Raw genomic sequence first — 24,971 nt, 5'->3', positions numbered from 1 at the left:
GACTCCAAAAGCTCCAGAAATTGACGAGTGTCCGTCGTTTCTGGAGCTTATAAGGTGAGTTCCGATGTTCACCAATTGTTTGATATAAACTAACACTTTAACTCTTTTTCTCCCATTTTTCAAATAAGATTCAACTTGAAAGCTTTACAAATTAAATTTCTTCGCCATTTGATGCAATCACTTGTTTATACCAATTGAAGCTCTTTTTCTTATATCGGTTGAACGTTCCATTTCCGAAATTGTCAGCATCTACATAAATGAAGCCATAGCGTTTGGAAATCTCTGAGGTAGACATACTAATAATATCAATCGGTCCCCAAACGGTATATCCGATTAAATCCACACCGTTTTTAATAGCCTTTCCCATTTCATTAATATGACTGCGTAAGTAATCAATTCTTTGAGTATCCTCAATCTCGGTAGTCCCATCAGAGTGCTCTTGAAGTCCGATACCGTTTTCTGCGACGAATAGTGGAAGTTGGTATCTATCATAAAGCTTTTCCAGCGTGATCCGAAGTCCGACTGGATCGATCTGCCATCCCCATTCGTTGCTTTCAAGATAAGGGTTCTTAACACCATTCACCAAGTTGCCTGTTGTGAGTTCAGTATCTTTATCAATTTTATGTTTAGAAAGAACAGTCATGTAATAGCTGAAGGAAAGGTAGTCGATAGTGTTTTCCTTCAGCAGCGTCTCATCTGTATCTTCCATAATAAGATTAATATCATTTTCTTTAAAGAAGGCTTTTATGTAGCTTGGATAATAACCTCTCACTAAGACATCAGAATAAAAAAGATTTTTCTGATCGTCCTTGATTGATTCCAGGACGTCAAGTGGATCACAGGACGCTGCGTATCCTTCTCGGCGCGCTAACATGCCACCCATTTGTGCATTTGGAGAAATATCTTTTAGTATTTTTTTAGCCATTGCACTGGCCATAAAAAGGTGGTGAATCACTTGGTATTTATCCGTTTTTTCGTCCTTTATATAGTCCGTTGGAACAGCGCCGCCTACATAAAAACTATGATCAATCACATTTATTTCATTAAAGGCCATCCAATACTTGACCGAATCTTTGAACTCAGATATGACTGTCTCACAATAATGAGAGAAAAACGTCAGCATTTTTCGATTGATCCAACCTCCATACTTCGTAGCAAGATATGCAGGTGTTTCATAGTGGGAAAGAGTAACGATTGGTTCAATATCATACTGTTTTAACGTTCGGAATACGCGATGATAAAAATCCAAACCGGCTTTGTTCGGCTCTTTTTCATCACCTTTAGGGAATATTCTTGACCAAGAAATAGACATCCTTAGCGCTTTAAACCCCATTTCAGCAAATAAAGCAATATCCTCTTCGTACCTCTCATAGAAATGAATGCCCCATCTCTTAGGATAAATATCCTTTTTATCGGCTAATCTTTTTTCTATTTCCTCAATTGATAATTCATCGAAAGCAGCATATTTAGCGTAATCTTGATTTTCATAGTATGGAGCAGTATCTGCTACCGATGACCCGCGCCCATCCTTGTTCCAAGAACCTTCTGATTGATTTGCGGCGATAGCCCCACCCCATAAAAAATGTTCAGGAAAAAAAGTATCTTTTGCCATATTTTTACCTCCTTATCGTTATTTTAATCTTAAGACAAGGGAATGTTATAATCAATGGAAATTGGGCTAGGGTGCAAATGTTGTCCCCTGTATAAAGCAGGGTGCATATTTTGTCCCCCGACAGAAATGAAAAGAAAGTATGCTGTTAGTATAAAGAAATTGTTCTTTATAGAAATCGTTTGTGTAACTTTCGACAAATAGTATGAAGGAGGAAAAATATGAATTACCAATCAGTTTCTCAGGCGTTACTGGATGTTATTAAGATCGAAAACATTCGTAACATCACACACTGCGCAACCAGACTCAGAGTGAATGTCAGAAATATCGACCAGATCGACACAGAAAAGGTTGAACAAATTGAAGGGGTCTTAGGTGTCGTCAAACAGGGTGATACGCTGCAAATTATTTTTGGCCCGAATGTCCAAGGAGTCTACGATACGTTTAATCAATTATATGAGTCAAAAATTTCTACAACTAAAAGTAAAGAAGAAGATTCTACCAAAAGTAAAGAAGGACCATTTTCTAGAGCGCTGAGCTTTTTAGCCGCCGCATTTTTACCTACGATGCCAATCGTGGTTGCTGTGGGACTAATATCTGCAATTCTTAATATTATCATTCTTGCGACTAGTTTATCAGCAGAGTCACCTACCTACGAATTGATCAATGCAATCGCATCTACGGGTTTCTTTTTCCTTCCGCTCTATGTCGGTTATGGAAGTGCGAAGCAACTGAATATCAATCCTGTTTACGGCATATTTTTAGGGGCGGTATTACTAAATGAAGGAATTAACGGAGTAGAAGGTCTGAGTCTTTTTGGTCTGCCCATTGTCGCAACCACGTATTCTTATACCGCGCTTCCGGTGTTATTGGGCGTGATTATAATGGCTCAAACGCATAAACTTATTTATAAAAGAATTCCAAGCTATTTTAAAGAGGTCTTGATTCCATTAATTGTCATTACAGTCGGAACACTTGCTACGTTGCTGTTAGTAGGACCTTTAGGAGTCATTTTAGGAAATTGGATGACTGCTGGATTTGTATTCATTCATGATAAAATTGGTTGGCTGGCTCTGGGATTAGTTGGTGCACTATTTGGCTTTACGGTACTTACTGGAACAAACAAAGCGCTGGTTCCGATCATGGTTACTTCTCTCGCTGCTCAAGGGTATGATACATTCCTTATTCCTGCGATGCTTGGTACCAATATCGCGATTGCTACGGCCACTTTGGCTGTCGCTTATCTTGAAAAAGATGCGACGAAAAAAGGGACAAAGCTGTCAGCCGGAGTGACTGGACTTATGGGTATTTCAGAACCATCCTTATTCGGAGTGCTAATCAATGATAAACAGGCATTATACGGCTCGATGATCGGAGGAGCTATTGGAGGGGTAGTGGCAGGTATAACGAATTTGGCACAAAACTCAATTGTTTCAGGCTTACCCGGATTAGCAACAATGGTTATCTCGAAGGCTCCATATACGGGTCTATCGAATATGTACGCAGGCATTTTAGTCATTGTCGTATCAGGAGCTGCCGGTTTTCTGGCGACGATTTTCTTAAAAAGAAGAAAAATGAGTAAGGTATAAGCGATGACTAGTTAATTTCAAAATACAAAGAAGAAGCTGGATGAAAATGATCATTCAGCTTCTTTTTGCATATGTTTTACTTCCTTATCAATAGTTGCGTATTCATAGTATAAAAAGTCAAAGAACAAATTTGTCGCGTATCTTCTGTTTACGACCTCTTCCTTGACCGTTTCATTTGAAATTTGATCCGTAAAATTGTAAAGAGTGCTGTCTGTTAATCGGATAATGTCGGTAAAGACTGAGTGAGTATATTGATTATTCAAAGTAACAAGATAGATCGGACACGTCATTTCTTCCAGATCTGTAACAATCGAATGCGCCATGACACTGCTGGAGGATAGGACGATGACTACATCATTTTCTTCTATTTGTATGTCGCTATCCTTCTTGTAATTGATGATGATATCCCAAAAAGAGTTAAATCTCAAAAATTGCATTTGCATATCCTCTACCATTCGTGTTGTTGAAGTAGAGGTAAGCCAGTAAATATTTTTAGCATTATGCATGACTTTCGCCAATGTTCTAATTTTCTCAAGAATCTTAGAGTTATTATTCAAAAAGAATTTCTGAATCTCATTTATTTGCTGAATGTGTTCTTTTACGTAGTCTTTTCTATCTAGTTCCTTTTCAAACATACTGATATCGTATGGGATCGTAAACTCATTTTTGAAATCCAAAAAACTCTCATGATCCAGTTTTGAGAAAAAACGCCGAACAGTGGCTCTTGAGACGTGACAATCCGCAGAAACATCGTAAATATTGATGCTTTTTATATCATCAAATCGCTTCAGAAAATATTTTGATAGTATTTTCTCCGTTGAGTTTGTCGGCGATTCATTGTACAGCCTCAGTAATAGTAAAAACGTTCCATATCTTTCAACTGACATTTTATTTCCCTTTCCAAAAAGTATTCTGCTATCATTTTATCATTTATTTTTGTTTTTCTAAGAAATAAATGGGAGGAAAAACGAGCAGGTGGAAAGAGTGTTGTCATGTTACAAGAAGGGGAAATTATATCAGACCAACAACTGACGGATTTTGCACATTATTTATCATTCAAGCCATACTATATTTCCCCACGCAAAGACAACCCAATTACAAGTCCACTTCAGCACTTGCAATTGGATTCTCTTTTTTATTATACATTGTTCTCTTGATCATCCTTATCAGGCAAATCCCCGACATCCCGTTCAAACACTCGCAGCCATTTCTGCAGCCACGCGATCTTTAGTCCAAAGGCATGGGCATTTTCTAAGATCGAACCAATCTCGTACAGAATCAGAAGAGCGGTCCAAATCAAGGCGACATTAATAGGCAAATCGATGCCAACGACAGGTGCTAGTATGTCTAAAGCAGCGGCACAGATAATTGTTGAGAACGTGATGAACTTGGTAAACAGTCCGTAAAGATTGATAGAGGAGACCCACGTATGGCTTTTTAGTGCTTTGGCGTAGCCAGTAAAAAGGTCTAAGCCAACCATCGTCAAAAAGACACCCATGATTGGGACACTTCCGCCGAATAGATAGTTAACGAGTGTTCCTCCAGATAAAATTGATAAAACAGTCATTTCAATTCCCTTCTTTCAAATAGATTTAATCAACATCTGCGATTTAGCTCGCAGGTGTCATTTGTCCTACGCTAGATAGAATGGAGATTAGCGATTAAGTGCTTGATTCATGATTCGCTGGGTCGTCTTTATTCCGCTGTTTTCGCCTGAACATTCGTTGAAGCAGGCCTTTTTTGTTGTTTGCATCTTTTCTTGTTGGCTGTTTAGTCGATCGTTTGACAGGTGCGGCTACAGTTGCTGGATGTGCGACGGGTTCATTCGTTTCTAACGATAATTGTGTTTTACTAAATGGCACAATCGCCACAGGAATCTGGAGCGGCACGTGTTCGGATTTCTCCTGTTTTTCTGGTACTTCAAAACAGCCAACCTTTTCACAGGTCGCTTCATAAAACGGTTCAGTTTGATCCACATCAATCTCGTTTTTCAGGTCAAACAGCGTGGTTACCTTGGTAGAGACAAACTTTGCCGTGACAACAGAATCAAATAGTTTTACGCCATCTTGTTCAAAAAGGTCTAAGGTCGTTAATAGTTCGCAAGCTTCTTTGATTTCTTCTGCCGACAAGCTCGTATCCACGTCCTGATAGGTCCAGTTGTGTTTCTTGCGGTCACTGTTAAAAAAAGTTGTGACCAATTTTGTAGACTCAGTGATCATTTTTCTTCTTTCCTCTCATTTATTTTCTGCGTAGGGTAGTTCTTATCAAGGCTCAGTCATTTCTTCAGGACGTACAAATGAAACCAGTGAACGAGCGACAGACAAGACTTTCTTGCCAAAATTTCTCAAAGGGAAGACCCTCATCGTCAGCCGTTTCCATTCAGGCGCCGCAAAGTAATCCTGAAAATAATAAAAGAAGCGCTTCATGGTACGTGTTGCTTTGGTGTTCATAAACAAATAGCGGACAAGATCGCTGAGAATGTTCGCAAACTCCTGCGCACCAAGTCTAAAACGGATGCGTAAAGCCATAATATATTTAATTGTTAAGCTGCTGTTCTGTGTTTCTTGATAAAAGGTCATGATTCGTGCCTCAAGTGTTTCGGGTTTTAGTGTGAAAATCTGTTGGTGCGTTAAAAGTGGTTCATTCATGGATCTTCATCCTCCTTATTTGTTTTGAAGTAGTTTTTTGTAAAAAGAAAGTTCGATTCGAATGCCGTATATCATTCAACTAAAGTGCTGGAACGATAAACTAGCTATTAATGCTAATTATTTTTCTAACTAAGAGACCTGCGAAAAGTTGAACTGACATCCTTATTTGTTTTAAAGTAATAATTTTTTCCAAGAGAAAAAAATCGTTCGATTCAAATGCCGTATATCATTCTTTTAAAATTGCTAAAGTAAGAACTGACATCCTTATTAATAGAGAAGAGCGGTACGTCTACCGCGACTTCTCAAATTTAGTAAAGCAATATCCTACTGTTGTTCCTGTGTGTTATCAAATAGGATCGTTTCAGTTGTTTCCACATATTTTGCGCTTTCGACTGTGTTGAAAAGGTCCGCGCCGTCTTTATGGAAAAGCTTGATGCCGATTAGACGTTGTAAGAGGCTTTTGACCTCAGTAGGCGTCTTATTTGGATCAGGGTTATTCAGGCTCCAGGTTTGTTTTTTTCCTAAGCTGGTTGTAAAGGTTGCGACAAGTTTAAACATCTAATTTTCTCCTTCCTTATTTGGTATACCGAGATTGGCTAGTTAGGAGCACACCGTCTAGGTTGCTGCCTTCTGGTGAAAGTTCTGTCAGGATGGCGCCAAGCTCTAGCACCGCTTCTTCGGTTGGTTCGTCGATGACGTTTTGGAAGTTCACCTTTCTTAATTTGTCTTCACCTGCGTCGATTTGTACTTGTAATTTGTTGCCGATTTTTTGAATCATTTTTTCATTCCTCCGTTATAGTATTTTTTTTGTTCCGGTCGGTGACTTAACGATAAAGGGGAAATACAAACTCGGTCAAAACCGGCAAAATTACATTTGGGGGTCAAAATTGCAGGAGTTTTCAATCTCTTTTTTACACAAATCCTATAAGAACAGGATTTTACTTTGTGAAAAATGAAAGAAGCCAGTAATTTTCATAGCCTCATGTAATTTTGCCTACTTTGACACATTTTGGGTTTTATGCGTGGAGAAGTAATGTTGATTTGATAGTGTTTGTAGAATGGAAACATCTTCTAAAAAAACTAAACATTTTTATTTGACTTAAGGTTTTCTTAATGAGTAAAGGAGAAAGTTGAAATGAGGAAGGTCTAGAAATAGTGTCGTGATTTAAAAAGATGACGGCTCCAAAAATTCAAATGGAGGCTTATTTTGACGGTTATAAGGAGTTAGAAGATTGATAAAACTAAGGATGTACGTTATAATGTACGTGATAACGTACATGTAGAAAGAGGGGCTTGTCATGGAAGTAATCACACCAACGAATTTAAGAAAGAATTTATTTGAAACTTTGAAGGGCGTAGCAACTGATAACAGCGAGATTGAAGTTACCTTAACGAATAAAGAGGGGGTAAATGATGGAGTAATCATGATGTCTAAACGTGAATGGAGTGCGATTCAAGAAGAATTATATTTGTATAGAACAGGTACGCTTGATAATGTATTTAGCCTTATGGAAAGCGAATCTGAGGATGATTTTGAGGAAGCATAATTGAGCGATTGGAAGGTATTAGTCCATAAAGAAGTTAAAAAAAAGCATTTACCGCTGTTAGAAAAAATAAATCTGCTATCTGACTATGAAGAAATCATCGAAACGCTAAAAAAGAACCCTTATACTCAAATTAGAAATTTTGAGCAATTACGTCCAAAAAACAAGCTAATGTATTCTATGAGAATCAATGGAAAGCATAGAGTTGTTTATACGATTGATAAGAAGAATAAAGTAGTTAAGGTATATTCTGCTTGGTCACACTACGAAAATAATATGCCAAAATAGAGAAACACGAAAAAAACCGTTAGGGAAAGCCCCAAGCGGTTTTTTGTGGCAAAAAGGATGAAAGAGTAGGCGATGCAATAGATCAATCAGCTCATATGCACGTAATTTTAGAGATAGTCCTTGTTCCGATTGAAAGGTCGATTGTTCCGATGTAGAGATGTTTCTCCTAACAAAAAGGGCGTTTAGTCCCGTGTGTCGAGTCAGTATTTCCAGTAGTAGACTTTGCTCGATCGGTTTAAAGATCAAAAATATTCTAATTCCAGACTGAAGCAATGGCAGACATTCTATTTTAGCAGCTGAGATCAAAAAAATTTCATACTGCTACGCATTAAATATGGGCAACGGCAATGAAACATCTCGTTACTCTAAATACATTGAAACCTTTTACAATTTTTACTTTGATTTAGCTTGCTTATCTTTATATAAAGAAGAGCCTAATATCAGTGATCCTATCCTATTAAGTAAATCATTTGTATCAGGGGCGGCAATTGATTATGACAAGTAGTATCAGTGAAAATTGCATCAAAAATACGATTTTAGAGTATACAGAGATCTTTCTGTGTACTTTTTTATTTTGATCATGAGGCTCAACAACTAAGTTAGCCGCCCTAACTTTCAATCAATAATTTTTCAAGTTTAGGTGTATAGAAATTGTCGTTAACTTTATTCAAAGGAGCGTCTACGTGTAATTGATTTACGATCGTATTTTCTTCTTGTGGAGAAATGTAATAGTTATACATTTTCTGTTCTGGAGATAAAAAAGTGTTGGGATGCTACTCTTTCAAAAAATAGAATGCCGCATCTAATACATCGGCGTCGATTTCAACAATGAGATTATTTGTCTGAATCAAATGAGTAGCTACAATCGGGTTTTCTTTAAAAAAAGATAGTAAGTCTTTCTCGTGTAATGCATCTTCCATAGTAAATTCTCCTAACCAAATAATTGGGTCATAATCAAATTTAGACCTAATTATTTGGTGTCTATCTACTCACAATAATAGAAGCAATGCTTTAATTTTTTTTGAATGACGCCATTCACAAAAGCTGCTACAACATAATAATCTTCATCACGTAATTAAGTTACGCAAAAAGCGACGGCTCTTTTTTGACATTAAAGGAAGTATAACATTTTAAGAGGTCAAAGGATTGATACATCAATCTTTTGACCGCTTTTCATCTGGTCTTTTTCCTATTAAACTGGAGATATGAAACCCAATATTTTACACGCCATTTTCTTTGATGAATATCAAAACTGGGAGAAATTCAATCAAAGGTACACGAGAAGGATTCGATCCGTTGTGAAAAGAGAAGTGAAGAAGTTTCGCGATTGTGGTGACCTTAAAAAAGGTTATCGTCTATTTGTCTGTGAAGGATGCCATGATGTAAAGAAAGTGGCTTTTCGTTGTAAAGGGAAATTTTGTCCAACTTGTGCAACTGGGGAAAGTCAACGGTGGGCAGAGGTTGCGGCGAATGATCTGTTTACAGTGACGCATCGACACGTCATCTTCACGATCGATGAAGGTTTACGTGAGATTTTTCTGAAGGAGAAGTATCGTAAGGAGCTTTTAAAAGGATTAATGGATGAAGCTGCACGGATACTATTAGATTTTTTTAGAAAGCACCATATACAAGCTGGGGTTGTGGCAACACTCCACGCCTTCGGTTCTCAGCTAGAATACAATCCGCATGTTCATTTAGTCGTCACCATGGGTGGACTGACGAGGGATGGAAAATGGAAGGACTATGACTATTTTCCGTTCGCAATGTTGAGGAAATATTGGCAGAATGCGGTCCTAAAGCTCATTCGAAGAACCTTATCCCAATGGGATAAGGCACGAGTCCAGCCGCTTTTACAAGCGGCGTACACGAAAAATGCAGAGGGTTTTTACGTGCATGCACCCAAAAGGAGCCGAACTTCTCTCAAAAAGATATTAGAATATATCAGTCGTTATATGAAACGTGGTCCCATTGCTTTAAATCGTATCCTTTTGTACGATGGGAAAATAGTGATGTTTCAGTATCATGATAAACGAACTAACACGGATAAGATAAAGACGATGTCGGCAGAGGAATTTATTGGTGCACTGATTCGTCATATTCCAGAGAACCAGTTCAAAACAATTCGTAGATACGGCATTTATAGTCGGCGGATCAAGACAATCATGAAAAAAGTATTAAGTAATTACCAGAAAGAGATTCAACGAATGCTTGTGAATGTGAAGAAAGCACTTAAACCAAAATCATGGTGTGAACGAATAGCCGAAGAATTCGGAGTAAATCCATTGGAATGTACTAGATGTGGCGAATATTATGAATTTAGTGGAGTTAGTGTGTCTAAAAATGGACGACTTGTAGTGAAATATGCGAAGAATAAAGAATCGGAACGATTCATGCGAGAGGAGAATAAAAAAATTGGGGAAGAAGCATCGAAACGTAAGTATGAAAAAGAAAAAGAAGCAGCTTTTAAAAAACTTCGATTCCAATGGAGTGGTTCATTACATTTGTCTTGAATGTGGGATAAAGGAAAAAATTCCAAAGGAAGTAGTTCAATTTTTGGATGCAGGAGATGTTGCATTTGATCCTGAGAACGCTCCGCAATTTGATTGCGAAAAATGTGGTGGAGAGATGTATCCAGAATACTATAAGAACGTACTTGGATACGAATTTAGAATCAGTGATCGACAATAAAATGATTTATCTAAACAAAAAGTCCTCAGGAGCGGTTTTCTCCTGAGGTTTTCTTAACATTTAACAAAATAAATTAATTAATAGATTCAATACAAATGATTTATTACCAGTATTTTTATTAAAAAAATCTTTGCCGATTAAAGTGAAGATGAATCGTTATTTTTAAGATGATTTCCAGAAAATAATGGAAGGAAGTGGCCTCATGATAAAACAAAGAGTTCGGGAATTATTACTATTATTGTTAACGACCCCAGAAATCTCAGTGAAGCAATTGGAGAAAAAACTAGAGCTAACTTCCAGTCAGCTGAGTTATACCATTAAAAAGGCGAATGAATTTTTGTTCGAACATAACATAGCTTCGATCGAAATTGGAGAAGGAAGAATTCTTTTTGCTGATGAAAATAAAAGTGAACTAACTAAATTGTTAAATTTTTCAAAGAGAAGAGACTATTTTTCAAAAAAGGAAAGAGTCTTGATCCAACTATTAATGTTGTTTGGGAGAAAAGAGCAAGAGTTTATTGGAATTGATTACTTAGCCGCCATTTTGAAAGTAAGCCGTAATACCATTACCAGAGATCTAAAAGAAACTAGAGAAATGGCGACAATTCATCACGTGACTCTTTCACAAAATACCAATCTTGGATTTTATTTTACAGGTGAGATAAAGGACTTACAGAAGTTGCTGTTAGAAACAATCTCCACCGCATTAAATCACTATTTTTCCGATGTTCGAGAGTTGATTGGAACGCTGACTGAGGAGTCAGAAGTTCTTTATTTTCAAGAAAAAATCAAATTGTTGGAGAATGAGCTGTCGGTAAGATTATCTGCTCAAAAAAATTCTGAGTTGTTGCTTTTACTAATTATTTTGTCTCGTTCAGATACCATCTACATCACGCCAGAACAGAATTTGTCAGATGAGAATCTGAGGCAAATGAATGATTTCCTATTAGAAGAATTGGGCGAGAAATTTTCTAGAAAAGAAAACAGCTCATTCATTTCATTATTCTTGTTATCATCAACACTGATTAAAGTTGATAAAGAAAATAAGGATTTTAAAATCGATCGGCTGGTAGTGAACTTCATTCAGCTTATGGAGTTTAGCGGGATCTATTTTGATGAAGCTGAGCAGCTTAAAGCGTTTTTGTATCAACATATATTTTCTATGTATTACCGTTTATTGTTTGGCTTTCAAGCAGAAAATCCTCTAAAGCAATACATCATAGAAAATTATTATGGACTTCACACTATTGTTTTAAAAAATTTAAAGAAAATCAAAGAGCTCAGTCCATTTGAGATTTCTGAAGATGAAGTTGCCTATTTGACCGCTCTGATTGCTGGAAATGTGCGCTACATGGAGTCGAAAGGCGAAAAACTATTGGGGGTGGTTGTTTGTTCCTATGGAATGTCTGTTTCTCAATTATTGAGGCTGGAATTGAAAAAACATTTTCCGCAAATTAGTTTTCTCGATGGTCTTTCCGTTTCAGAAATCCATAAACTGGATATACCAATAGAAATTATCTTTTCAACGGTCCCGCTTCAAGGAGATGTTCCTGTATTTATTATTGATTCTAACTTGGAAAAAATTGATTTTGATCAGCTAACCGTCGCTGTTGGGAAGGCTTTTCCCGAACACTTTGGTTATAAAGAGGAGCAGCTGAAAGAACTGAAGGATGTAGTTAACCGGTATGCAAAAGTTCAATCGATCGAGTTTCTAATGGCAGAATTTGAAAAAGTTTTGTATCGACAAAACAATCATTCTCTAAAGCTAAAACATTTGAGTGATTTTCTCTCCGCTCATCAGGTTCATTTTAAAAAGACTGTTGATAGCTTCGATACTATTTTAGATATTCTTGCGAGCGGCATGCTGATTGAAGGTAGTATTTCACCAAACTATATTACAGCTCTTAAAAAAGAAGGGTTCCATGAGCATCTCATTATCAAGGATGGTATTGCTTTACCCCATATAAAAGATGATCAGCATATTTACGCTACAAGCATTAGTTTATTGAAATTGGAGCAGCCTATTTTATTGGCGAATGAAGAAATTTCGATTTTTATTTTGTTAGCAGCAGATGAAAAAAAAGAGCATTTAAGAGCTTTCGAAGAATTATTCTGCATTCTTGAAAATGAAAAGCTGTATGATGCTTTGCTGCAAATCAGTGATTACGATTCGTTAAATAAAGTGCTAAAGGAAGTGGATGTAGATGAGTAATTTATTGGAAGATGAAGAAACTGTGCAATTGAATATTGAGGTTGACTCATGGGAGAGCAGCATACGAGAAGCTGGTAAACTCCTTGAAAAGGCTCACTATATTTCTTGGAAATATATCGATGACATGATCGCAATGGTTCACTTATATGGACCGTACATTGTCGTTTTCGAAAATGTTGCTTTGGCTCATGCGCAATCAGGAAGTAGTGTTTACAAAAGCGGGGCCAGTCTAATTACGTTGAAGCAGCCAGTTGCTTTTGGAAATAAGGACAATGATCCAGTTTCAATTGTGATTGCTTTGGCTTCTGTTAATCACTCAGACCATTTAGAATTTTTAAAAAAAATTATGATTGCTTTTTCGAAGGGGGTTAAGGAAAAGATTTTAGCTTCTGAAAATGGGGCAGAGGTAATTGAGATAATCAATGAATATGGTGAGGAGGAAGAAGAGTATGAGGAAGGTTAATATTTTATGTGTTTGCGGGGCAGGTTTGGGAACGAGTTTAATGGCTAAAATGAAAGTGGACAAGCTTCTAAAAGAAGTAGGCTTAAAAGCAAATGTTGAAGCAACAGATGCTGGTAGTGTACGTGGGCAAAAGGTTGATCTTATTGTTACCACAGAAGCAATCAGTAAAGCTTTAGGAGAAGTCGCAGGGAGCAAGATGGTGACCGTGAAAAACTTTGCTGATAACGCAGAGTTTCGGAATTCAGTTCTGCCGATCTTGAATGAATTTATGGAAGCGGGTGAATAGCATGGGGATTTTATCTTTTTTGATAAATGATGTCATTACGCAAGCACCAATTTTTCTAGGACTTGTTGCTCTGATCGGGTTGCTTTTACAAAAGAAAGATGCTGCGGAGGTTTTTACTGGAACGATAAAAACCATTACAGGGACAGTTGTTCTTTTAGCAGGGGTGGATTTGTTTCTTGGCGTATTGCTGCCATTAATGGCTCTGCTTCAAGAAAAAGGGAATTTTACTGGTGTGATGCCAGATAATCAAGCACCATTTGGCGTTGTAATGACCAGCTTCGCAAAAGAAATACCAATCGCCTTTGTCTTAGGTTTTCTTATCCATCTTTTACTGGTGCGAGTTTTACCCTTTAAGAACACGAAGAATGTATTTTTAACAGGACATATCATGCTATTCTTATCTGGTTTTTGGGTAGCCATTCTAGCTTGGAACTTTGGCTTAAAAGGAAGCGGTCTAATTCTAGCCGGTAGTATTTGTACAGGTTTGATCTTAACGGTATTTCCTGCGATTTCCAGACCCTTTACAAAAGAGATTGCGGAAGACGAATATACGTTAGGGCATATGTTTAATGTCAGTGTTGTTGTAGGTTCGTTATTAGGGAATCTGTTTAATAAATCCAAAAAGAGCGATGATATTGAGTTACCAGGATTTTTAGCTAGCTTTAGTGATTTTTCGATTTTATTGTCTACTGTGATGCCTTTGATTTTTATTGGGATTGGTCTAGTTGTTGGAGAATCAGAAGTGACAACACTGAGTGGTGATATGAACTGGTTGATGTTCCTTATCATGCAAGGAATTAAGTTTTCAGGAAGTATTATGATTACGTTGTTCGGTGTTCGGACGTTCTTAGGATCGATTATTCCCGCCTTTCAAGGTATTTCAGAGAAGCTATTGCCAGGAGCGATTCCGGCATTGGATTGTCCAGTCTTTTATCCTTATGCACCAGTCGCAGCTATTATCGGTTTCTTAGGTCATGCAGTAGGTGCAATTATTTCTGTCGTGATCATGGTTTCGATTGCTGCACCTGTAATTCCATTGCCTAGTGCACTATTTATCTTTTTTGAGGGTTCTTTAGCTGGCGTTTTTGGAGATCGAAAAGGAGGCTGGAAAGGCGCGTTACTGGCAGGAGTTGTTGTTAGTCTGATTACTCACATGGGTGTGGCAGTGATCGCAGGATTACAGGAACCGCTATTACCATCTGGTTTGGTCTTTGGGAGTGCCGACATTGTTCTTATTTCACCAATTATTTATTTCTTTAAATTACTATTTGGTATTTAGTATACGCTTAATAGCCAGTCTGTGTTTAAGCCTAGCTGTTATTCTCCAGCTAGGTTTCGTTTTTGAATAGTAGAATATTGAGGAAAGGAAGATTGAAATGAGTATTGTTCGAACCTTTCTAGGAGACATTGATGCAAATGAGCTGGGCTTTACGTATTCTCATGAACATATCGTTTGTATTCCTCCTTATTGGAAAGAAAGAAAAGCCGATGATTTGCTGCTGGATAATAAACATAGTTCTCAAAAGGATGTTCAGGATTTTGCCGATTTAGGTGGAAAAACGATCGTTGATGCTACCGCTATCGATTATGGTCGCTGTGTGGAAGATGTGGTTCAAATCTCGAAGGAAACGGATATAAAAATTGTTGGAACAGCCGGTTTTAATAAAAGCTTTTTATGGGAAGCAGCAATTAGCGAAAGATTAAAAAAAGTCGTTGGTAATTATTCTACTTTTGCGGATTGGATTGCTCAAAGTACCGTTAATCAATTAACGGAACATGTGGTCAAGGAAATTGAAGAAGGGTTGGAGGGTACTAGCTATCGGGGAGGCCAAGTGAAATTTGGTACTGGATACAATCGTATTACACCTCTAGAAGAGAAAACTATTCGTGCAGTAGCCCGTGCGCATCATGAGACCAAAGCCCCCATCCATTCACATACAGAAGCTGGAACAATGGCATTGGCTCAAATAGAAATATTGCGCGAAGAAGGCATTAATTTACATTATCTTTCAATCGGACATATGGATCGGAATCTGGACCCTTATTTGCATCAACAAATTGCTAAGACGGGTGCGTTTTTATCCTTTGATGGCATTGCAAAAATAAAATATGCACCAGAATCTGCTAGGATCAAAGCCATTTTAGATTTGGTCAAGGCCGGTTATGAAGATCAGCTATTGATTTCTGGCGATACTGCTAGAAAGTCCTATTATAAACATTATGATTATGGCTTAGGCTTGGCTTATATCAAGAAAGAATGGGTGCCAAGATTTATTGACGAGGCAGAACAACAACATCTGGATGGGGAAAAATTAATTGAAAAATTTTTTGTAGAAAATCCCAAAAGATGCTTTAGTTTTAAAGACTAGAAATCAGAAATATATTTGATTTAAAAGATGAACAGCTGACTATAAGTTCTTACTCAAGTTATGAGGATTTTATTCGAGAGAAGAAAATAGAAGGCGAACTAAATAGCGTTACCATACAACGATCCTCCTGCGACAGCCGCTGCAGGAGGGCGTTTTTTATTGTACATTATTCTCTTGATCATCCTTATCAGGAAATTCCCCGACATCCTGTTCAAAAACTCGCAGCCATTTCTGCAGCCATGCGATTTTTAGTCCAAAGGCATGGGCATTTTCTAAGATCGAACCGATCTCATACAGAATCAGAAGAGCGGTCCAAATTAAGGCGACATTGATAGGTAAATCAATACCTACAACAGGTGCCAGTTTGTCTAAAGCAGCGGCACAGATAATTATTGAGAACGTGATGAACTTGGTAAATAGTCCGTATAGATTGATAGAGGAAACCCACGTGTGGCTTTTTAGTGCTTTGGCATAGCCAGTAAAAAGGTCTAAGCCAACCATTGTCAAGAAGACACCCATGATTGGGAAACTGCCGCCGAATAAATAGTGGACGAACGTTCCTCCTGTTAAAATTGCTAGAAGAGTCAATTTAATTACCTTCTTTCATTTGATTTAATCAACACCTACGATCGTAACAGTAGGTGTCATTTGTCCTACGCTAGATAGAATGGAGAAATCTAACTACTAGATTCATGATTCGCTGGGTCGTCTTTATTCCGCTGTTTTCGCCTGAACATTCGTTGGAGCAGGCCTTTTTTGTTGTTTGCATCTTTTCTTGTTGGCTGTTTAGTCGATCGTTTGACAGGTGCGGCTACAGTTGCTGGATGTGCGACGGGTTCATTCGTTTCTAACGATAATTGTGTTTTACTAAATGGCACAATCGCCACAGGAATCTGGAGCGGCACGTGTTCGGATTTCTCCTGTTTTTCTGGTACTTCAAAACAGCCAACCTTTTCACAGGTCGCTTCATAAAACGGTTCAGTTTGATCCACATCAATCTCGTTTTTCAGGTCAAACAGCGTGGTTACCTTGGTAGAGACAAACTTTGCCGTGACAACAGAATCAAATAGTTTTACGCCATCTTGTTCAAAAAGGTCTAAGGTCGTTAATAGTTCGCAAGCTTCTTTGATTTCTTCTGCCGACAAGCTCGTATCCACGTCCTGATAGGTCCAGTTGTGTTTCTTCCGGTCACTGTTTAAAAAGGTGGTGACTAATTTTGTAGACTCAGTAATCATTTTTCATTTCTCCTTTCATTCTTTCTACGTAGGCTTTGATTTTTTCAAGGCTCCGTATTTTCTTCAGGACGTACAAATGAAACCAGTGAACGAGCGACAGACAAGACTTTCTTGCCAAAATTTCTCAAAGGGAAGACCCTCATCGTCAGCCGTTTCCATTCAGGCGCCGCAAAGTAATCCTGAAAATAATAAAAGAAGCGCTTCATGGTACGTGTTGCTTTGGTGTTCATAAACAAATAGCGGACAAGATCGCTGAGAATGTTCGCAAACTCCTGCGCACCAAGTCTAAAACGGATGCGTAAAGCCATAATATATTTAATTGTTAAGCTGCTGTTCTGAGTTTCTTGGTAATAGGTCATGATTCGTGTCTCAAGTGTTTCGGGTTTTAGTGTAAAAATCTGTTGGTGCGTTAAAAGTGGTTCATTCATGGATCTTATCCTCCTTATTTGTTTTAAAGTAATAATTTTTTCCAAGAGAAAAAATTAGTTCGATTCGAATGCCGTATATCATTCCTTTAAAATTGCTAAAGTAATAGAGAAGAGCGGTACGTCTACCGCAACTTCTCAAGTTACTTTGTTTTTTAGTTAAGTGACGATACTACGGTTGTTCCTGTGTGTTATCAAATAGGATCGTTTCAGTTGTTTCCACGTATTTCGCGCTTTCGACTGTGTTGAAGAGATCCGCGCCGTCTTTATGGAAAAGCTTGATGCCGGTTAGACGTTGCAAGAGGCTTTTGACTTCGCCTGCTGTCTTATTTGGATCAGGGTTATTCAGGCTCCAGGTTTGTTTTTTTCCTAAGCTGGTTGTAAAGGTTGCGACAAGTTTAAACATCTAATTTTCTCCTTTCTTATTTGGTATACCGTGATTGGCTAGTTAGGATCACGCCGTCTAGGTTGCTACCATCTGGTGAAAGTTCTGTCAGGATGGCGCCAAGCTCTAGCACCGCTTCTTCGGTTGGTTCATCGATGACGTTTTGGAAATTCACCTTTCTTAATTTGTCTTCACCTGCATCGATTTGTACTTGTAATTTGTTGCCGATTTTTTGAATCATTTTTCATTCCTCCGTTATAGTATTTTTTGTTCCGGCCGGTGACTTAACGATAAAGGTGAAATGCAAACTCGGTCAAAACCGGTAAAATTACATTTGAGGGTCAAAATTGCAGGAGTTTTCAATCTCTTTTTTACACAAATCCTATAAGAACGGGCTTTTACTTTGTGAAAAATGAAAGAAGCCTGCAATTTTCATAGCCTTATGCAATTTTGCCCACTTTGACACATTTTGGGTTTTATGAATGGAGTAGGAATACTGATATGTCAGCTTTTATACCTGAAAAACCTTACGAAAAAAGTTAAAAAAACCTATTGATTGCTCGTTTTTCTTAATATTTCCTTAATAATTAGCAAGTAAGAGGTTCTGTAAGAAGGGACAAAAATAAGGGAGTTTTCGACTTTTTATGGACAAGTTATCTAACGGTAAGCATACAAATAACCCACTATGAATCTCACAAATGAGTTCCACAGTGGGTTTAATCGTTTATGACTGAGCGTCACTCTCTTTATGTTTCAACAAATAACTTACTTAAGTACTCCATTCACATCGTAAGTAACATAAGGCAACGTATCTGACGTACTGCTGTCATAAAAGGAATGCTGCTCCTCACTCAGAATCAATATTCCTAATACACAGGGTACGGTTAAATAGAGGATGATCTTTAAGAAGCGTTGACTTCGTTTGCTGAGGAAATGGAAAAGAAACAGGGAGGATTTCTTTTGCTAGTAAGAAACATGTGATATAGTAAGGCCTGTAAATTCGTATCAGGATCTCAGTTCTACTTCCTGCTTTAGCAGGTCTAGTAGAATGACATGCGTGGTGAGAGACGGATTCATTTTTTCTTTTTTTGAAAAATGAATTCCTTCATACGAACTAGAAACCAGGAGTGGAACAATGCAAACCTTAAAAGAACGGATCATCGCTGAAAGTAAGCAGCTTGGTATCGATAAAATCGGCTTTACAACAGCTGATCCTTTTGATTATATGGAGGAATCCTTGCTGGAGCAGCGCGCGCTTGGTCATACCTCTGGCTTTGAACATCAAAATATCAAAGAACGGTTGTATCCAGAAGAAACCTTTGAAGATCCCAAAAGTATCATCGCGATTGCTTTGGCGTATCCGACTAAAATCCACGACAAGGTCCCTCGTGATGAAAAACGCGGACAATTTGCCCGTGCTTCGTGGGGAACGGATTATCACTTCATTTTGGAAGAACGGCTGACGAGATTGATCGACTTTATCAAAGAACAGGCTGAAACGGAACAGGTTCAGGCTCAATGGCGTTTTGCTCCGCAGGTGGATACAGGTGAGCTGGTGGATGTGGCAGTTGCACAACGCGCGGGTCTGGGTTTTATCGGACGTAACGGCTTGCTGATCACGGAAGAATACGGCTCTTTCGTCTATCTTGGTGAAATTATCACGAATATCCAATTTGAACCAGACCAACCAGTTCCAAACGGTTGCGGCGATTGCACCCGTTGCATTACCGGCTGTCCAACTGGTGCCTTATTGGGAGACGGTCGGATGAATGCTAAAAAGTGCCTCTCTTATCAGACTCAAACCAAGGGCATGATGCCGGAGCAATATCGAAAGAAAATGCGTAACGTGATATACGGCTGTGATATTTGTCAGCTCGTCTGTCCATACAATCGCGGCAAAGATTTTCATTTTCACGAAGAGATGGAGCCAAAAGTCGATGAAGTCCATCCAAAACTTGCACCGTTACTATCCATCTCAAATCGCGAGTTCAAAGAACAATTCGGACACCTAGCCGGCTCTTGGCGCGGGAAAAAACCGCTACAACGCAATGCGCTGATCGCCTTAGCCAACCTTGGTGGCAAAGAAGCGCTGCCAGAGATCCAAGCCTGTCTACAGGATCAGCGACCAGTTATTCGAGGCACCGCTGTCTGGGCGTTGGGGCAGCTGACGAAGAAAGCGCCAGAGGAAACGATTGGTTTGTTGCAGGAATTGAAAGAAACTGAGACTGACTCAGAGGTTTTGACTGAGATAGCGAATGTTTTGGAGAGGCTAAGTTAAGTCAAAAAAGATCGAACACGAGTTATTGGTGTTCGATCTTTTATTGAGTTTTTGTTTAGAGGGAGTAGACAACTTTTCTGCAAAAAAATTTATCCTACAGCTATTCATCCACCAACTTGGTTTTGTTATTCTCCATAACCTTGAAGAATGGATAATAGATCATAGCACTAATCAAGATCAACACCAAACAGAAGACGATATTTCGCCAATCCATACTTGAAAGATACGCCTGTGCAAAGAACGGGGTGAAGGAAGGATCAACGATAAATCCAACTCCGATCAAACCGACACTTTGAGCGAAATAGGTCAGCAGCAGAGAAATAATCGGTGTGATTAAAAATGGGATCGCTAGAATCGGATTAAAAACGATTGGAAGACCAAAAATGACCGGCTCATTGATTGAACAAATGCCGGGTATCAGCGACAGCTTCCCGATTGTTCGGTATTCTGAGACTTTACTTCGCATCATCAAAAGAATTAAACCGAGGGTTCCGCCTGCACCACCTAAAACTGAAATACGAAACATTTGCAGATTCATTAGATGAGTCATTGTTTCTCCGTTAGACATTTGTTCAGCATTCAGTCCTGTTTGCGCCATCCCCAGAGTAAAAACAATTGGGAAAATAATCGATGAGCCATTAATACCGAACAACCATAATACATTTCCCAGAGTCACGATCAGTAAGAAACCGCCAAGACTTCCTGCTATATTCGTTGCCGGTGTTAAAATGTTCATCACCGTTTCGGGGAAAATCTTTTTTGTTGTGACTAAGAAAATCAGATTAATCCCATAAAAGAGGATAATATTCGTTAATAGCGGAACGAGCGTGTTAATGAAGGTAGCAACCATGGGTGGTACAGTATCCGGCAATTTCAATTTGATATTTTTGACTTCAAAGATTCTGTTCACTTCCACCACGAGTAGACCAATGATGATCGCCACGAACAGCCCGTTTGTACCTAGGTAGTTCAGGTTGATGTTGCCTTCTTTAACCGGAGTACATACCATCAGAAAAATGACGGAGGCCACCATCCCATTCATGGCTGGATTAATCTTGTATTCACTGGCAAGGGAGAAGGCGATCCCGAAAACGCTGATCAGTCCGATGATCCCCATAGTCAAATTGTAAGGAGCGGTGATTAAATCATAATTAGCTACCGCAAAATCCTTCCAACCAGCCATGAATTTCATAAAAAAATTGGCTGTCGCTGGATTGTATTGATCTATGTTAATCGGTGGATTCGCAAAAATCAGAAAAAATGATCCAATCACGATAAAGGGGAGACCAAACATCATCCCGCTCGAGATGGCTTTAAGGTGCCGCTGATTTCCGATTTTTGCCGCAAAAGGGCTAAGCAAATCATTAAGCTTCGTTATGACAGTAGAATTTTCCATGATTCGTCCTCCTATACTTGCCAAGGATTAAAAACAAAGGTACTTGGTACGACATGCTGCGGGTCATACTTTTTAATGATCTCTTCATATTGTTCTTTATAGTCATTTTCGACCTCTGCTTGAGGAATGACTTTGCTTGCTTCATGTAGGAAATGTTCTGACCCGCGCCCCATTTCTTGTCCGCGCGTGGTGTGTTTGTCCAATGCGATGTCTGGTATTTCAGGTACATAACCCATGGCGAAGCTTTTTATCACGATATTTTTGAGCAAATCAGAGGAACGATCCTTTTCTGAATCGCACAAATACCGAATAGCGTGAAAGAAAAACATTGCTCGGTCAGATTCATTATATTGAAATTCTTTACGCATCTGGTTTAAGTTATTGATCATAATTGCTGCATACGGATTTCCCATCCCTACGTCCTCAACGCTGATGGCTAATAAACGTCTCCACAGCTTCTCTTCAAATTGAGGTGAGGTAATATACATTTCATAGGCAAATTCACAGGCCGCTTTTTCTTTTCCTCTGCGGATGGATTTCTGTAATGCTGAGATGACTTCATCACCTTGAAGGCCATTTCGTGTCGTCATTTTTGCCCATGGATCTTGAATAAAATTATTTTCTGTCATGTTATAATACTCCTAACTAAAGAATTTGAGGTGGACCTTATGGATACTGAAACGCTGATTGATAAGTATCAGTTGAATGATTCAGAAGCAGCCGTTTTACGTTTTATGGATAAAAATCGTGATTCACTAAGAGATTTAGGTATTCGCGATGTCGCTAGAGCCTCTTATGTTTCAACGGCGACCATCGTAAATATGGCGAAAAAAATCGGCTATTCCGGTTATAGTGAGCTGGTCTTCGCGTATGGAAGTAAACCATTGGCAACGAACCCGACGAAGAATTTCTCAGATGAAGAAAGAGACACGTTTGTTCGCCTGCTAACTGAGTATAAAGAGAAACGAATCATGATTCTAGGTTCAGGTTTTTCACAAAATATCGCGAATCATTTTTCTGAAACACTGAATCTCTATGGTTTCCGAGCAACGGCGAATAGCCATCTTGAATTCCTGCGGGAAAACGTTGAAAAGGATGTACTGATTTTTATTGTCTCTAACTCAGGCGATACCTTTCGGTTAGCGGATCTCGCTCAAATGGCTAAAAATCATCATATTGATCTGATCGCCTTTGTTGGCGAGAAAAATTCAAAAATAGGGCAGTTGGCAACTTTGACTATCAGCACGGAGACGTATGCCCCGCGCGTCTTGTCCGCATACCAGCCAAACCTTTTCTTCGGAACGACGCTGAATCAATTCGAACTATTACTAAGTGAAGCGTTAAGATCTATCTTTGATTAGAAGAACGATGTGGCCACTGTTTCTTCACTTATCAGTATAAATATCGGATAGCTAAATGTAAGTGTTTTCCGTTGGATGTAAACATGTTTAGAAATTTACAAACGGGTTTACGGAGTTAAGTGAAGAATGGCTGCCATAATAAATAACGTCCAAGATGGCGAATGTTTTGGAGAGGCTTAGTTGAGGGAGAGAATCGAACACGAATCAAAGTGTTCGGTCTTTTTTATTATGTTTTCAATTTTCCTATAAATGGGAGTCCTATCTGAAAAGACTTGGTAGTAAACAAGGAACACATGAAGCTTTCTTGATGAATAAAAAAAATTTATTGTACATTTATTAGAAGTTGATTTACAAGCAGAAACATCAACGATTAATGAAGCAAAGAATCAAACAGAAGCTTCATTAATTAAAGCGTCAACAACAATTAACAAGATTAGATAGATAAGACCTATTGTTACATTTAAACCCTCATGATATAATTTAGAGGGTTTAAATGTAACGTATAAGGGGGGATATCTTTGAAAGATAAACTATTTCAGCTATTAGAAAAGAGAGACGGAAATCTTTCAATGAGAGAGGCAAGAACTGAAGGAATTGCAGGGGCAACAGTCCAGCGTTTAGTAGAGACGGGAAAACTTGTACGAATTACTAGAGGGTATTATGTACTTGACGGACATGGAGTAGATGAACTGTATATGATTCAGTGTAGGTTTTCAAAGGGGGTATTCTCACATGAAACAGCCTTAGATTTGTATTCTCTTTCTACAAATATTCCTAAAAAAATTCATTTGTCAGTCCCTTCAAATTATCATATTCAGAGAAAATATTTAGAGGAAGAATTTGTACGTATCCATAAAGTTAAGGACAAAGTTTTTGATTTAGGAGTAATTGAAATTAACTCATATCAAGGGAATCCGATTCGAGTATACAATAAAGAAAGAACAATTTGTGATATGTGGAACCCTCGATATAATGCCACGTTTGAAACCAAGCTAGATGCCTTAAAAGACTATATGCGTGAAAAGGATCGCGATCCAATGAAATTGAGAGAATACAGGGAGAAATTGAATGTAGATCCGAGATTAGCTAATTATATGGAAGCTCTATATTGATGAAAGGATAATGATTATGACACCAACTCAGTTTTCAGCTAAAACCAGAAATGTTGCGAGAGAAACAGGATTGAATCCACAACTTGTGCAGCGTCACTACATGATGGATAAATTTTTAGAGAAAATCGCAGAGTCCTCTTATCAAGACGATTTTATTCTAAAAGGTGGTTTCTTATTAGGTTCGAAGTATGGAATCAGTACAAGATCCACAATTGATATTGATACGACTATTCGAAGATTCAAAGCTACTGAAGAAAATATTTTAAAAGTGTTTAATGATTTAGTTAAACAGTCGACAAAGGAAGGAATAAAATTTGAGATTAAGAGTATTTCAGAAACAAGAGAGGCAGATTATTATCCTGGCTTCCAAGTGAAATTATTTGGCTATTTAGAAAATACACGTGTTCCCTTTAAAATGGATTTAACAACAGGAGACTCCATTTTACCTGAAGTAACAAAGCATAAACATAAGTTGATGTTTGAAGACAAAATAATAGAAATCCCAGCATATCCAATCGAACAAATAATCGCAGAAAAATTGAGCGCAACACTAAGTTTTGGAGTGGATAATTCACGAGCTAAAGATTTTTATGATTTATATACGATTCCTAAGTTAGAAGAGATTGATCAAAAATCATTATACAAAAGTGTGAGAAATACTTTTTCGAAAAGAGGAAACTTAGAGAAATTAGAATCATACTACGATAGATCCATGGAATCTATTGCTAATAGTATAGAATTAAAAGATCGATGGGATAAATATAAAAAAGAAAATCCGTTCGCTAAAGATATTTCCTATGATGAAACAGTGGACTCAATCAAACAGATTCTAAACGAATGTATCGAACAAGAAAAAATCTCAGACCAACGAAAAAGATAACATCATTTTAATAAAATAGAGCGGTAATCATGATAAATAATGTCGTGCTAGTTGCCCGTTTAATGAAAGATCTAGATTTACGTATTATACCTGACGGGAATTCTATAGCAACCGTTACGTTAGCAGCAAACAAAAATTTTACCAATTAGTCAGGAAATCGAGACGCTGATTTTATCAACTGTGTAATATGGCGAAAATGATCA

General features: G+C 38.1%; 29 protein-coding genes and 2 pseudogenes. 15 read left to right on the top strand and 16 right to left on the bottom strand.

Annotation, left to right across the window (positions count from 1 at the left end):
* Positions 1 to 151: 151 nt before the first annotated feature.
* A complete protein-coding gene (locus IGI52_RS22945) occupies positions 152 to 1,612 on the bottom strand; it encodes a glycoside hydrolase family 1 protein (RefSeq protein WP_016178956.1) in 1,461 nt (486 codons plus the stop codon).
* A gap of 218 nt (positions 1,613 to 1,830) precedes the next feature.
* Here IGI52_RS22945 and IGI52_RS22940 point away from each other — a divergent pair, with 218 nt between their 5' ends.
* A complete protein-coding gene (locus tag IGI52_RS22940; protein WP_154059475.1) occupies positions 1,831 to 3,198 on the top strand; it encodes a PTS transporter subunit EIIC in 1,368 nt (455 codons plus the stop codon).
* 50 nt (positions 3,199 to 3,248) lie between these two features.
* Here IGI52_RS22940 and IGI52_RS22935 read toward each other — a convergent pair whose 3' ends face one another.
* From IGI52_RS22935 to IGI52_RS22910, 6 genes are all read right to left on the bottom strand, one after another.
* Positions 3,249 to 4,085, bottom strand: a complete 837-nt coding sequence (locus tag IGI52_RS22935; protein WP_016178958.1) for a MurR/RpiR family transcriptional regulator — start codon at positions 4,083 to 4,085, stop codon at positions 3,249 to 3,251.
* A gap of 251 nt (positions 4,086 to 4,336) precedes the next feature.
* Positions 4,337 to 4,765, bottom strand: coding sequence for a phage holin family protein (locus IGI52_RS22930; RefSeq protein ID WP_016178959.1), 429 nt, complete (start codon positions 4,763 to 4,765; stop codon positions 4,337 to 4,339).
* Positions 4,766 to 4,859: 94 nt separating this feature from the next.
* On the bottom strand, positions 4,860 to 5,417 hold the full coding sequence (locus IGI52_RS22925) for a DUF2922 family protein (RefSeq protein WP_016178960.1): 558 nt from the start codon (positions 5,415 to 5,417) through the stop codon (positions 4,860 to 4,862).
* 45 nt (positions 5,418 to 5,462) lie between these two features.
* On the bottom strand, positions 5,463 to 5,846 hold the full coding sequence (locus IGI52_RS22920; RefSeq protein ID WP_016178961.1) for a hypothetical protein: 384 nt from the start codon (positions 5,844 to 5,846) through the stop codon (positions 5,463 to 5,465).
* Positions 5,847 to 6,170: 324 nt separating this feature from the next.
* Positions 6,171 to 6,404: a DUF2922 domain-containing protein gene (locus IGI52_RS22915; RefSeq protein ID WP_016178962.1), complete on the bottom strand. Its 234-nt coding sequence runs from the start codon at positions 6,402 to 6,404 to the stop codon at positions 6,171 to 6,173.
* A gap of 16 nt (positions 6,405 to 6,420) precedes the next feature.
* Positions 6,421 to 6,624 carry a hypothetical protein gene (locus IGI52_RS22910; RefSeq protein ID WP_016178963.1) on the bottom strand — a complete coding sequence of 68 codons (204 nt, stop codon included), beginning with the start codon at positions 6,622 to 6,624 and terminating at the stop codon, positions 6,421 to 6,423.
* Between the two features lie 520 nt (positions 6,625 to 7,144).
* On the opposite strand from IGI52_RS22910, the gene IGI52_RS22905 reads away from it, so the two are divergent.
* Positions 7,145 to 7,393: a type II toxin-antitoxin system Phd/YefM family antitoxin gene (locus IGI52_RS22905; protein ID WP_016178964.1), complete on the top strand. Its 249-nt coding sequence runs from the start codon at positions 7,145 to 7,147 to the stop codon at positions 7,391 to 7,393.
* Positions 7,394 to 7,678 carry a Txe/YoeB family addiction module toxin gene (locus IGI52_RS22900; RefSeq protein WP_016178965.1) on the top strand — a complete coding sequence of 95 codons (285 nt, stop codon included), beginning with the start codon at positions 7,394 to 7,396 and terminating at the stop codon, positions 7,676 to 7,678.
* A 608-nt stretch (positions 7,679 to 8,286) separates the two neighbouring features.
* Here the strand turns inward: IGI52_RS22900 and IGI52_RS22895 are convergent.
* Together IGI52_RS22895 and IGI52_RS22890 are read right to left on the bottom strand one after the other, a co-directional pair.
* A pseudogene (locus tag IGI52_RS22895) lies at positions 8,287 to 8,433 on the bottom strand (DUF6577 family protein); the annotation flags it as partial.
* 18 nt (positions 8,434 to 8,451) lie between these two features.
* The gene (locus IGI52_RS22890; RefSeq protein WP_016178966.1) at positions 8,452 to 8,598 is read right to left on the bottom strand and encodes a hypothetical protein; all 147 of its coding nucleotides are present in this window, start codon (positions 8,596 to 8,598) and stop codon (positions 8,452 to 8,454) included.
* 285 nt (positions 8,599 to 8,883) lie between these two features.
* On the opposite strand from IGI52_RS22890, the gene IGI52_RS22885 reads away from it, so the two are divergent.
* The 7 genes from IGI52_RS22885 to IGI52_RS22855 all read left to right on the top strand — a co-directional run bounded on the left by IGI52_RS22885 (position 8,884) and on the right by IGI52_RS22855 (position 15,696).
* Positions 8,884 to 10,188, top strand: coding sequence for an IS91 family transposase (locus tag IGI52_RS22885; protein ID WP_438782484.1), 1,305 nt, complete (start codon positions 8,884 to 8,886; stop codon positions 10,186 to 10,188).
* 43 nt (positions 10,189 to 10,231) lie between these two features.
* Positions 10,232 to 10,366: a hypothetical protein gene (locus IGI52_RS22880; RefSeq protein ID WP_002302374.1), complete on the top strand. Its 135-nt coding sequence runs from the start codon at positions 10,232 to 10,234 to the stop codon at positions 10,364 to 10,366.
* A gap of 202 nt (positions 10,367 to 10,568) precedes the next feature.
* Positions 10,569 to 12,578, top strand: a complete 2,010-nt coding sequence (locus IGI52_RS22875) for a BglG family transcription antiterminator (protein ID WP_438782483.1) — start codon at positions 10,569 to 10,571, stop codon at positions 12,576 to 12,578.
* Positions 12,571 to 13,041, top strand: coding sequence for a PTS sugar transporter subunit IIA (locus IGI52_RS22870; RefSeq protein ID WP_185937975.1), 471 nt, complete (start codon positions 12,571 to 12,573; stop codon positions 13,039 to 13,041). Before IGI52_RS22875 ends, IGI52_RS22870 begins: the two co-directional genes overlap by 8 nt.
* Positions 13,028 to 13,327 (top strand): PTS sugar transporter subunit IIB, encoded by a 300-nt coding sequence (locus tag IGI52_RS22865; protein WP_016177953.1) that lies wholly within the window; start codon positions 13,028 to 13,030, stop codon positions 13,325 to 13,327. Before IGI52_RS22870 ends, IGI52_RS22865 begins: the two co-directional genes overlap by 14 nt.
* Before the next feature lies 1 nt (position 13,328).
* Positions 13,329 to 14,606 (top strand): PTS transporter subunit IIC, encoded by a 1,278-nt coding sequence (locus IGI52_RS22860; protein ID WP_016252563.1) that lies wholly within the window; start codon positions 13,329 to 13,331, stop codon positions 14,604 to 14,606.
* Between the two features lie 97 nt (positions 14,607 to 14,703).
* A complete protein-coding gene (locus IGI52_RS22855; RefSeq protein ID WP_016177955.1) occupies positions 14,704 to 15,696 on the top strand; it encodes a phosphotriesterase family protein in 993 nt (330 codons plus the stop codon).
* A gap of 156 nt (positions 15,697 to 15,852) precedes the next feature.
* Here IGI52_RS22855 and IGI52_RS22850 read toward each other — a convergent pair whose 3' ends face one another.
* From IGI52_RS22850 to IGI52_RS22830, 5 genes are all read right to left on the bottom strand, one after another.
* Positions 15,853 to 16,284: a phage holin family protein gene (locus IGI52_RS22850; RefSeq protein ID WP_438782482.1), complete on the bottom strand. Its 432-nt coding sequence runs from the start codon at positions 16,282 to 16,284 to the stop codon at positions 15,853 to 15,855.
* 89 nt (positions 16,285 to 16,373) lie between these two features.
* On the bottom strand, positions 16,374 to 16,931 hold the full coding sequence (locus IGI52_RS22845; RefSeq protein WP_438782481.1) for a DUF2922 family protein: 558 nt from the start codon (positions 16,929 to 16,931) through the stop codon (positions 16,374 to 16,376).
* Positions 16,932 to 16,975: 44 nt separating this feature from the next.
* Complete coding sequence (locus tag IGI52_RS22840) at positions 16,976 to 17,359, bottom strand: hypothetical protein (RefSeq protein WP_219976464.1); 384 nt, start codon at positions 17,357 to 17,359, stop codon at positions 16,976 to 16,978.
* Positions 17,360 to 17,528: 169 nt separating this feature from the next.
* Positions 17,529 to 17,762, bottom strand: a complete 234-nt coding sequence (locus IGI52_RS22835) for a DUF2922 domain-containing protein (RefSeq protein ID WP_185937961.1) — start codon at positions 17,760 to 17,762, stop codon at positions 17,529 to 17,531.
* Between the two features lie 16 nt (positions 17,763 to 17,778).
* On the bottom strand, positions 17,779 to 17,982 hold the full coding sequence (locus IGI52_RS22830) for a hypothetical protein (protein WP_016177960.1): 204 nt from the start codon (positions 17,980 to 17,982) through the stop codon (positions 17,779 to 17,781).
* Positions 17,983 to 18,876: 894 nt separating this feature from the next.
* Between IGI52_RS22830 and queG the strand changes: the two genes are divergently transcribed.
* A complete protein-coding gene (gene queG, locus IGI52_RS22825) occupies positions 18,877 to 20,019 on the top strand; it encodes a tRNA epoxyqueuosine(34) reductase QueG (protein ID WP_016177961.1) in 1,143 nt (380 codons plus the stop codon).
* A 100-nt stretch (positions 20,020 to 20,119) separates the two neighbouring features.
* Here queG and IGI52_RS22820 read toward each other — a convergent pair whose 3' ends face one another.
* Positions 20,120 to 21,415 carry a PTS sugar transporter subunit IIC gene (locus IGI52_RS22820; RefSeq protein WP_016177962.1) on the bottom strand — a complete coding sequence of 432 codons (1,296 nt, stop codon included), beginning with the start codon at positions 21,413 to 21,415 and terminating at the stop codon, positions 20,120 to 20,122.
* A gap of 11 nt (positions 21,416 to 21,426) precedes the next feature.
* A complete protein-coding gene (locus IGI52_RS22815; protein ID WP_016177963.1) occupies positions 21,427 to 22,044 on the bottom strand; it encodes a hypothetical protein in 618 nt (205 codons plus the stop codon).
* Positions 22,045 to 22,083: 39 nt separating this feature from the next.
* Here IGI52_RS22815 and IGI52_RS22810 point away from each other — a divergent pair, with 39 nt between their 5' ends.
* From IGI52_RS22810 to IGI52_RS22795, 4 genes and pseudogenes are all read left to right on the top strand, one after another.
* Complete coding sequence (locus IGI52_RS22810; protein ID WP_016177964.1) at positions 22,084 to 22,776, top strand: MurR/RpiR family transcriptional regulator; 693 nt, start codon at positions 22,084 to 22,086, stop codon at positions 22,774 to 22,776.
* A 518-nt stretch (positions 22,777 to 23,294) separates the two neighbouring features.
* A complete protein-coding gene (locus tag IGI52_RS22805; protein WP_070504966.1) occupies positions 23,295 to 23,888 on the top strand; it encodes a type IV toxin-antitoxin system AbiEi family antitoxin domain-containing protein in 594 nt (197 codons plus the stop codon).
* 16 nt (positions 23,889 to 23,904) lie between these two features.
* On the top strand, positions 23,905 to 24,768 hold the full coding sequence (locus IGI52_RS22800; RefSeq protein ID WP_070504967.1) for a nucleotidyl transferase AbiEii/AbiGii toxin family protein: 864 nt from the start codon (positions 23,905 to 23,907) through the stop codon (positions 24,766 to 24,768).
* A gap of 29 nt (positions 24,769 to 24,797) precedes the next feature.
* Positions 24,798 to 24,914, top strand: a pseudogene (locus IGI52_RS22795) (single-stranded DNA-binding protein); the annotation flags it as partial.
* Positions 24,915 to 24,971: the final 57 nt, after the last annotated feature.

This window comes from Enterococcus sp. DIV0187, from assembly GCF_051713785.1.
Taxonomy (GTDB): domain Bacteria; phylum Bacillota; class Bacilli; order Lactobacillales; family Enterococcaceae; genus Enterococcus_A; species Enterococcus_A avium.
Note: the sequence above shows the minus strand (reverse complement) of the source record. Positions and strands in the feature narration are given on the sequence as shown.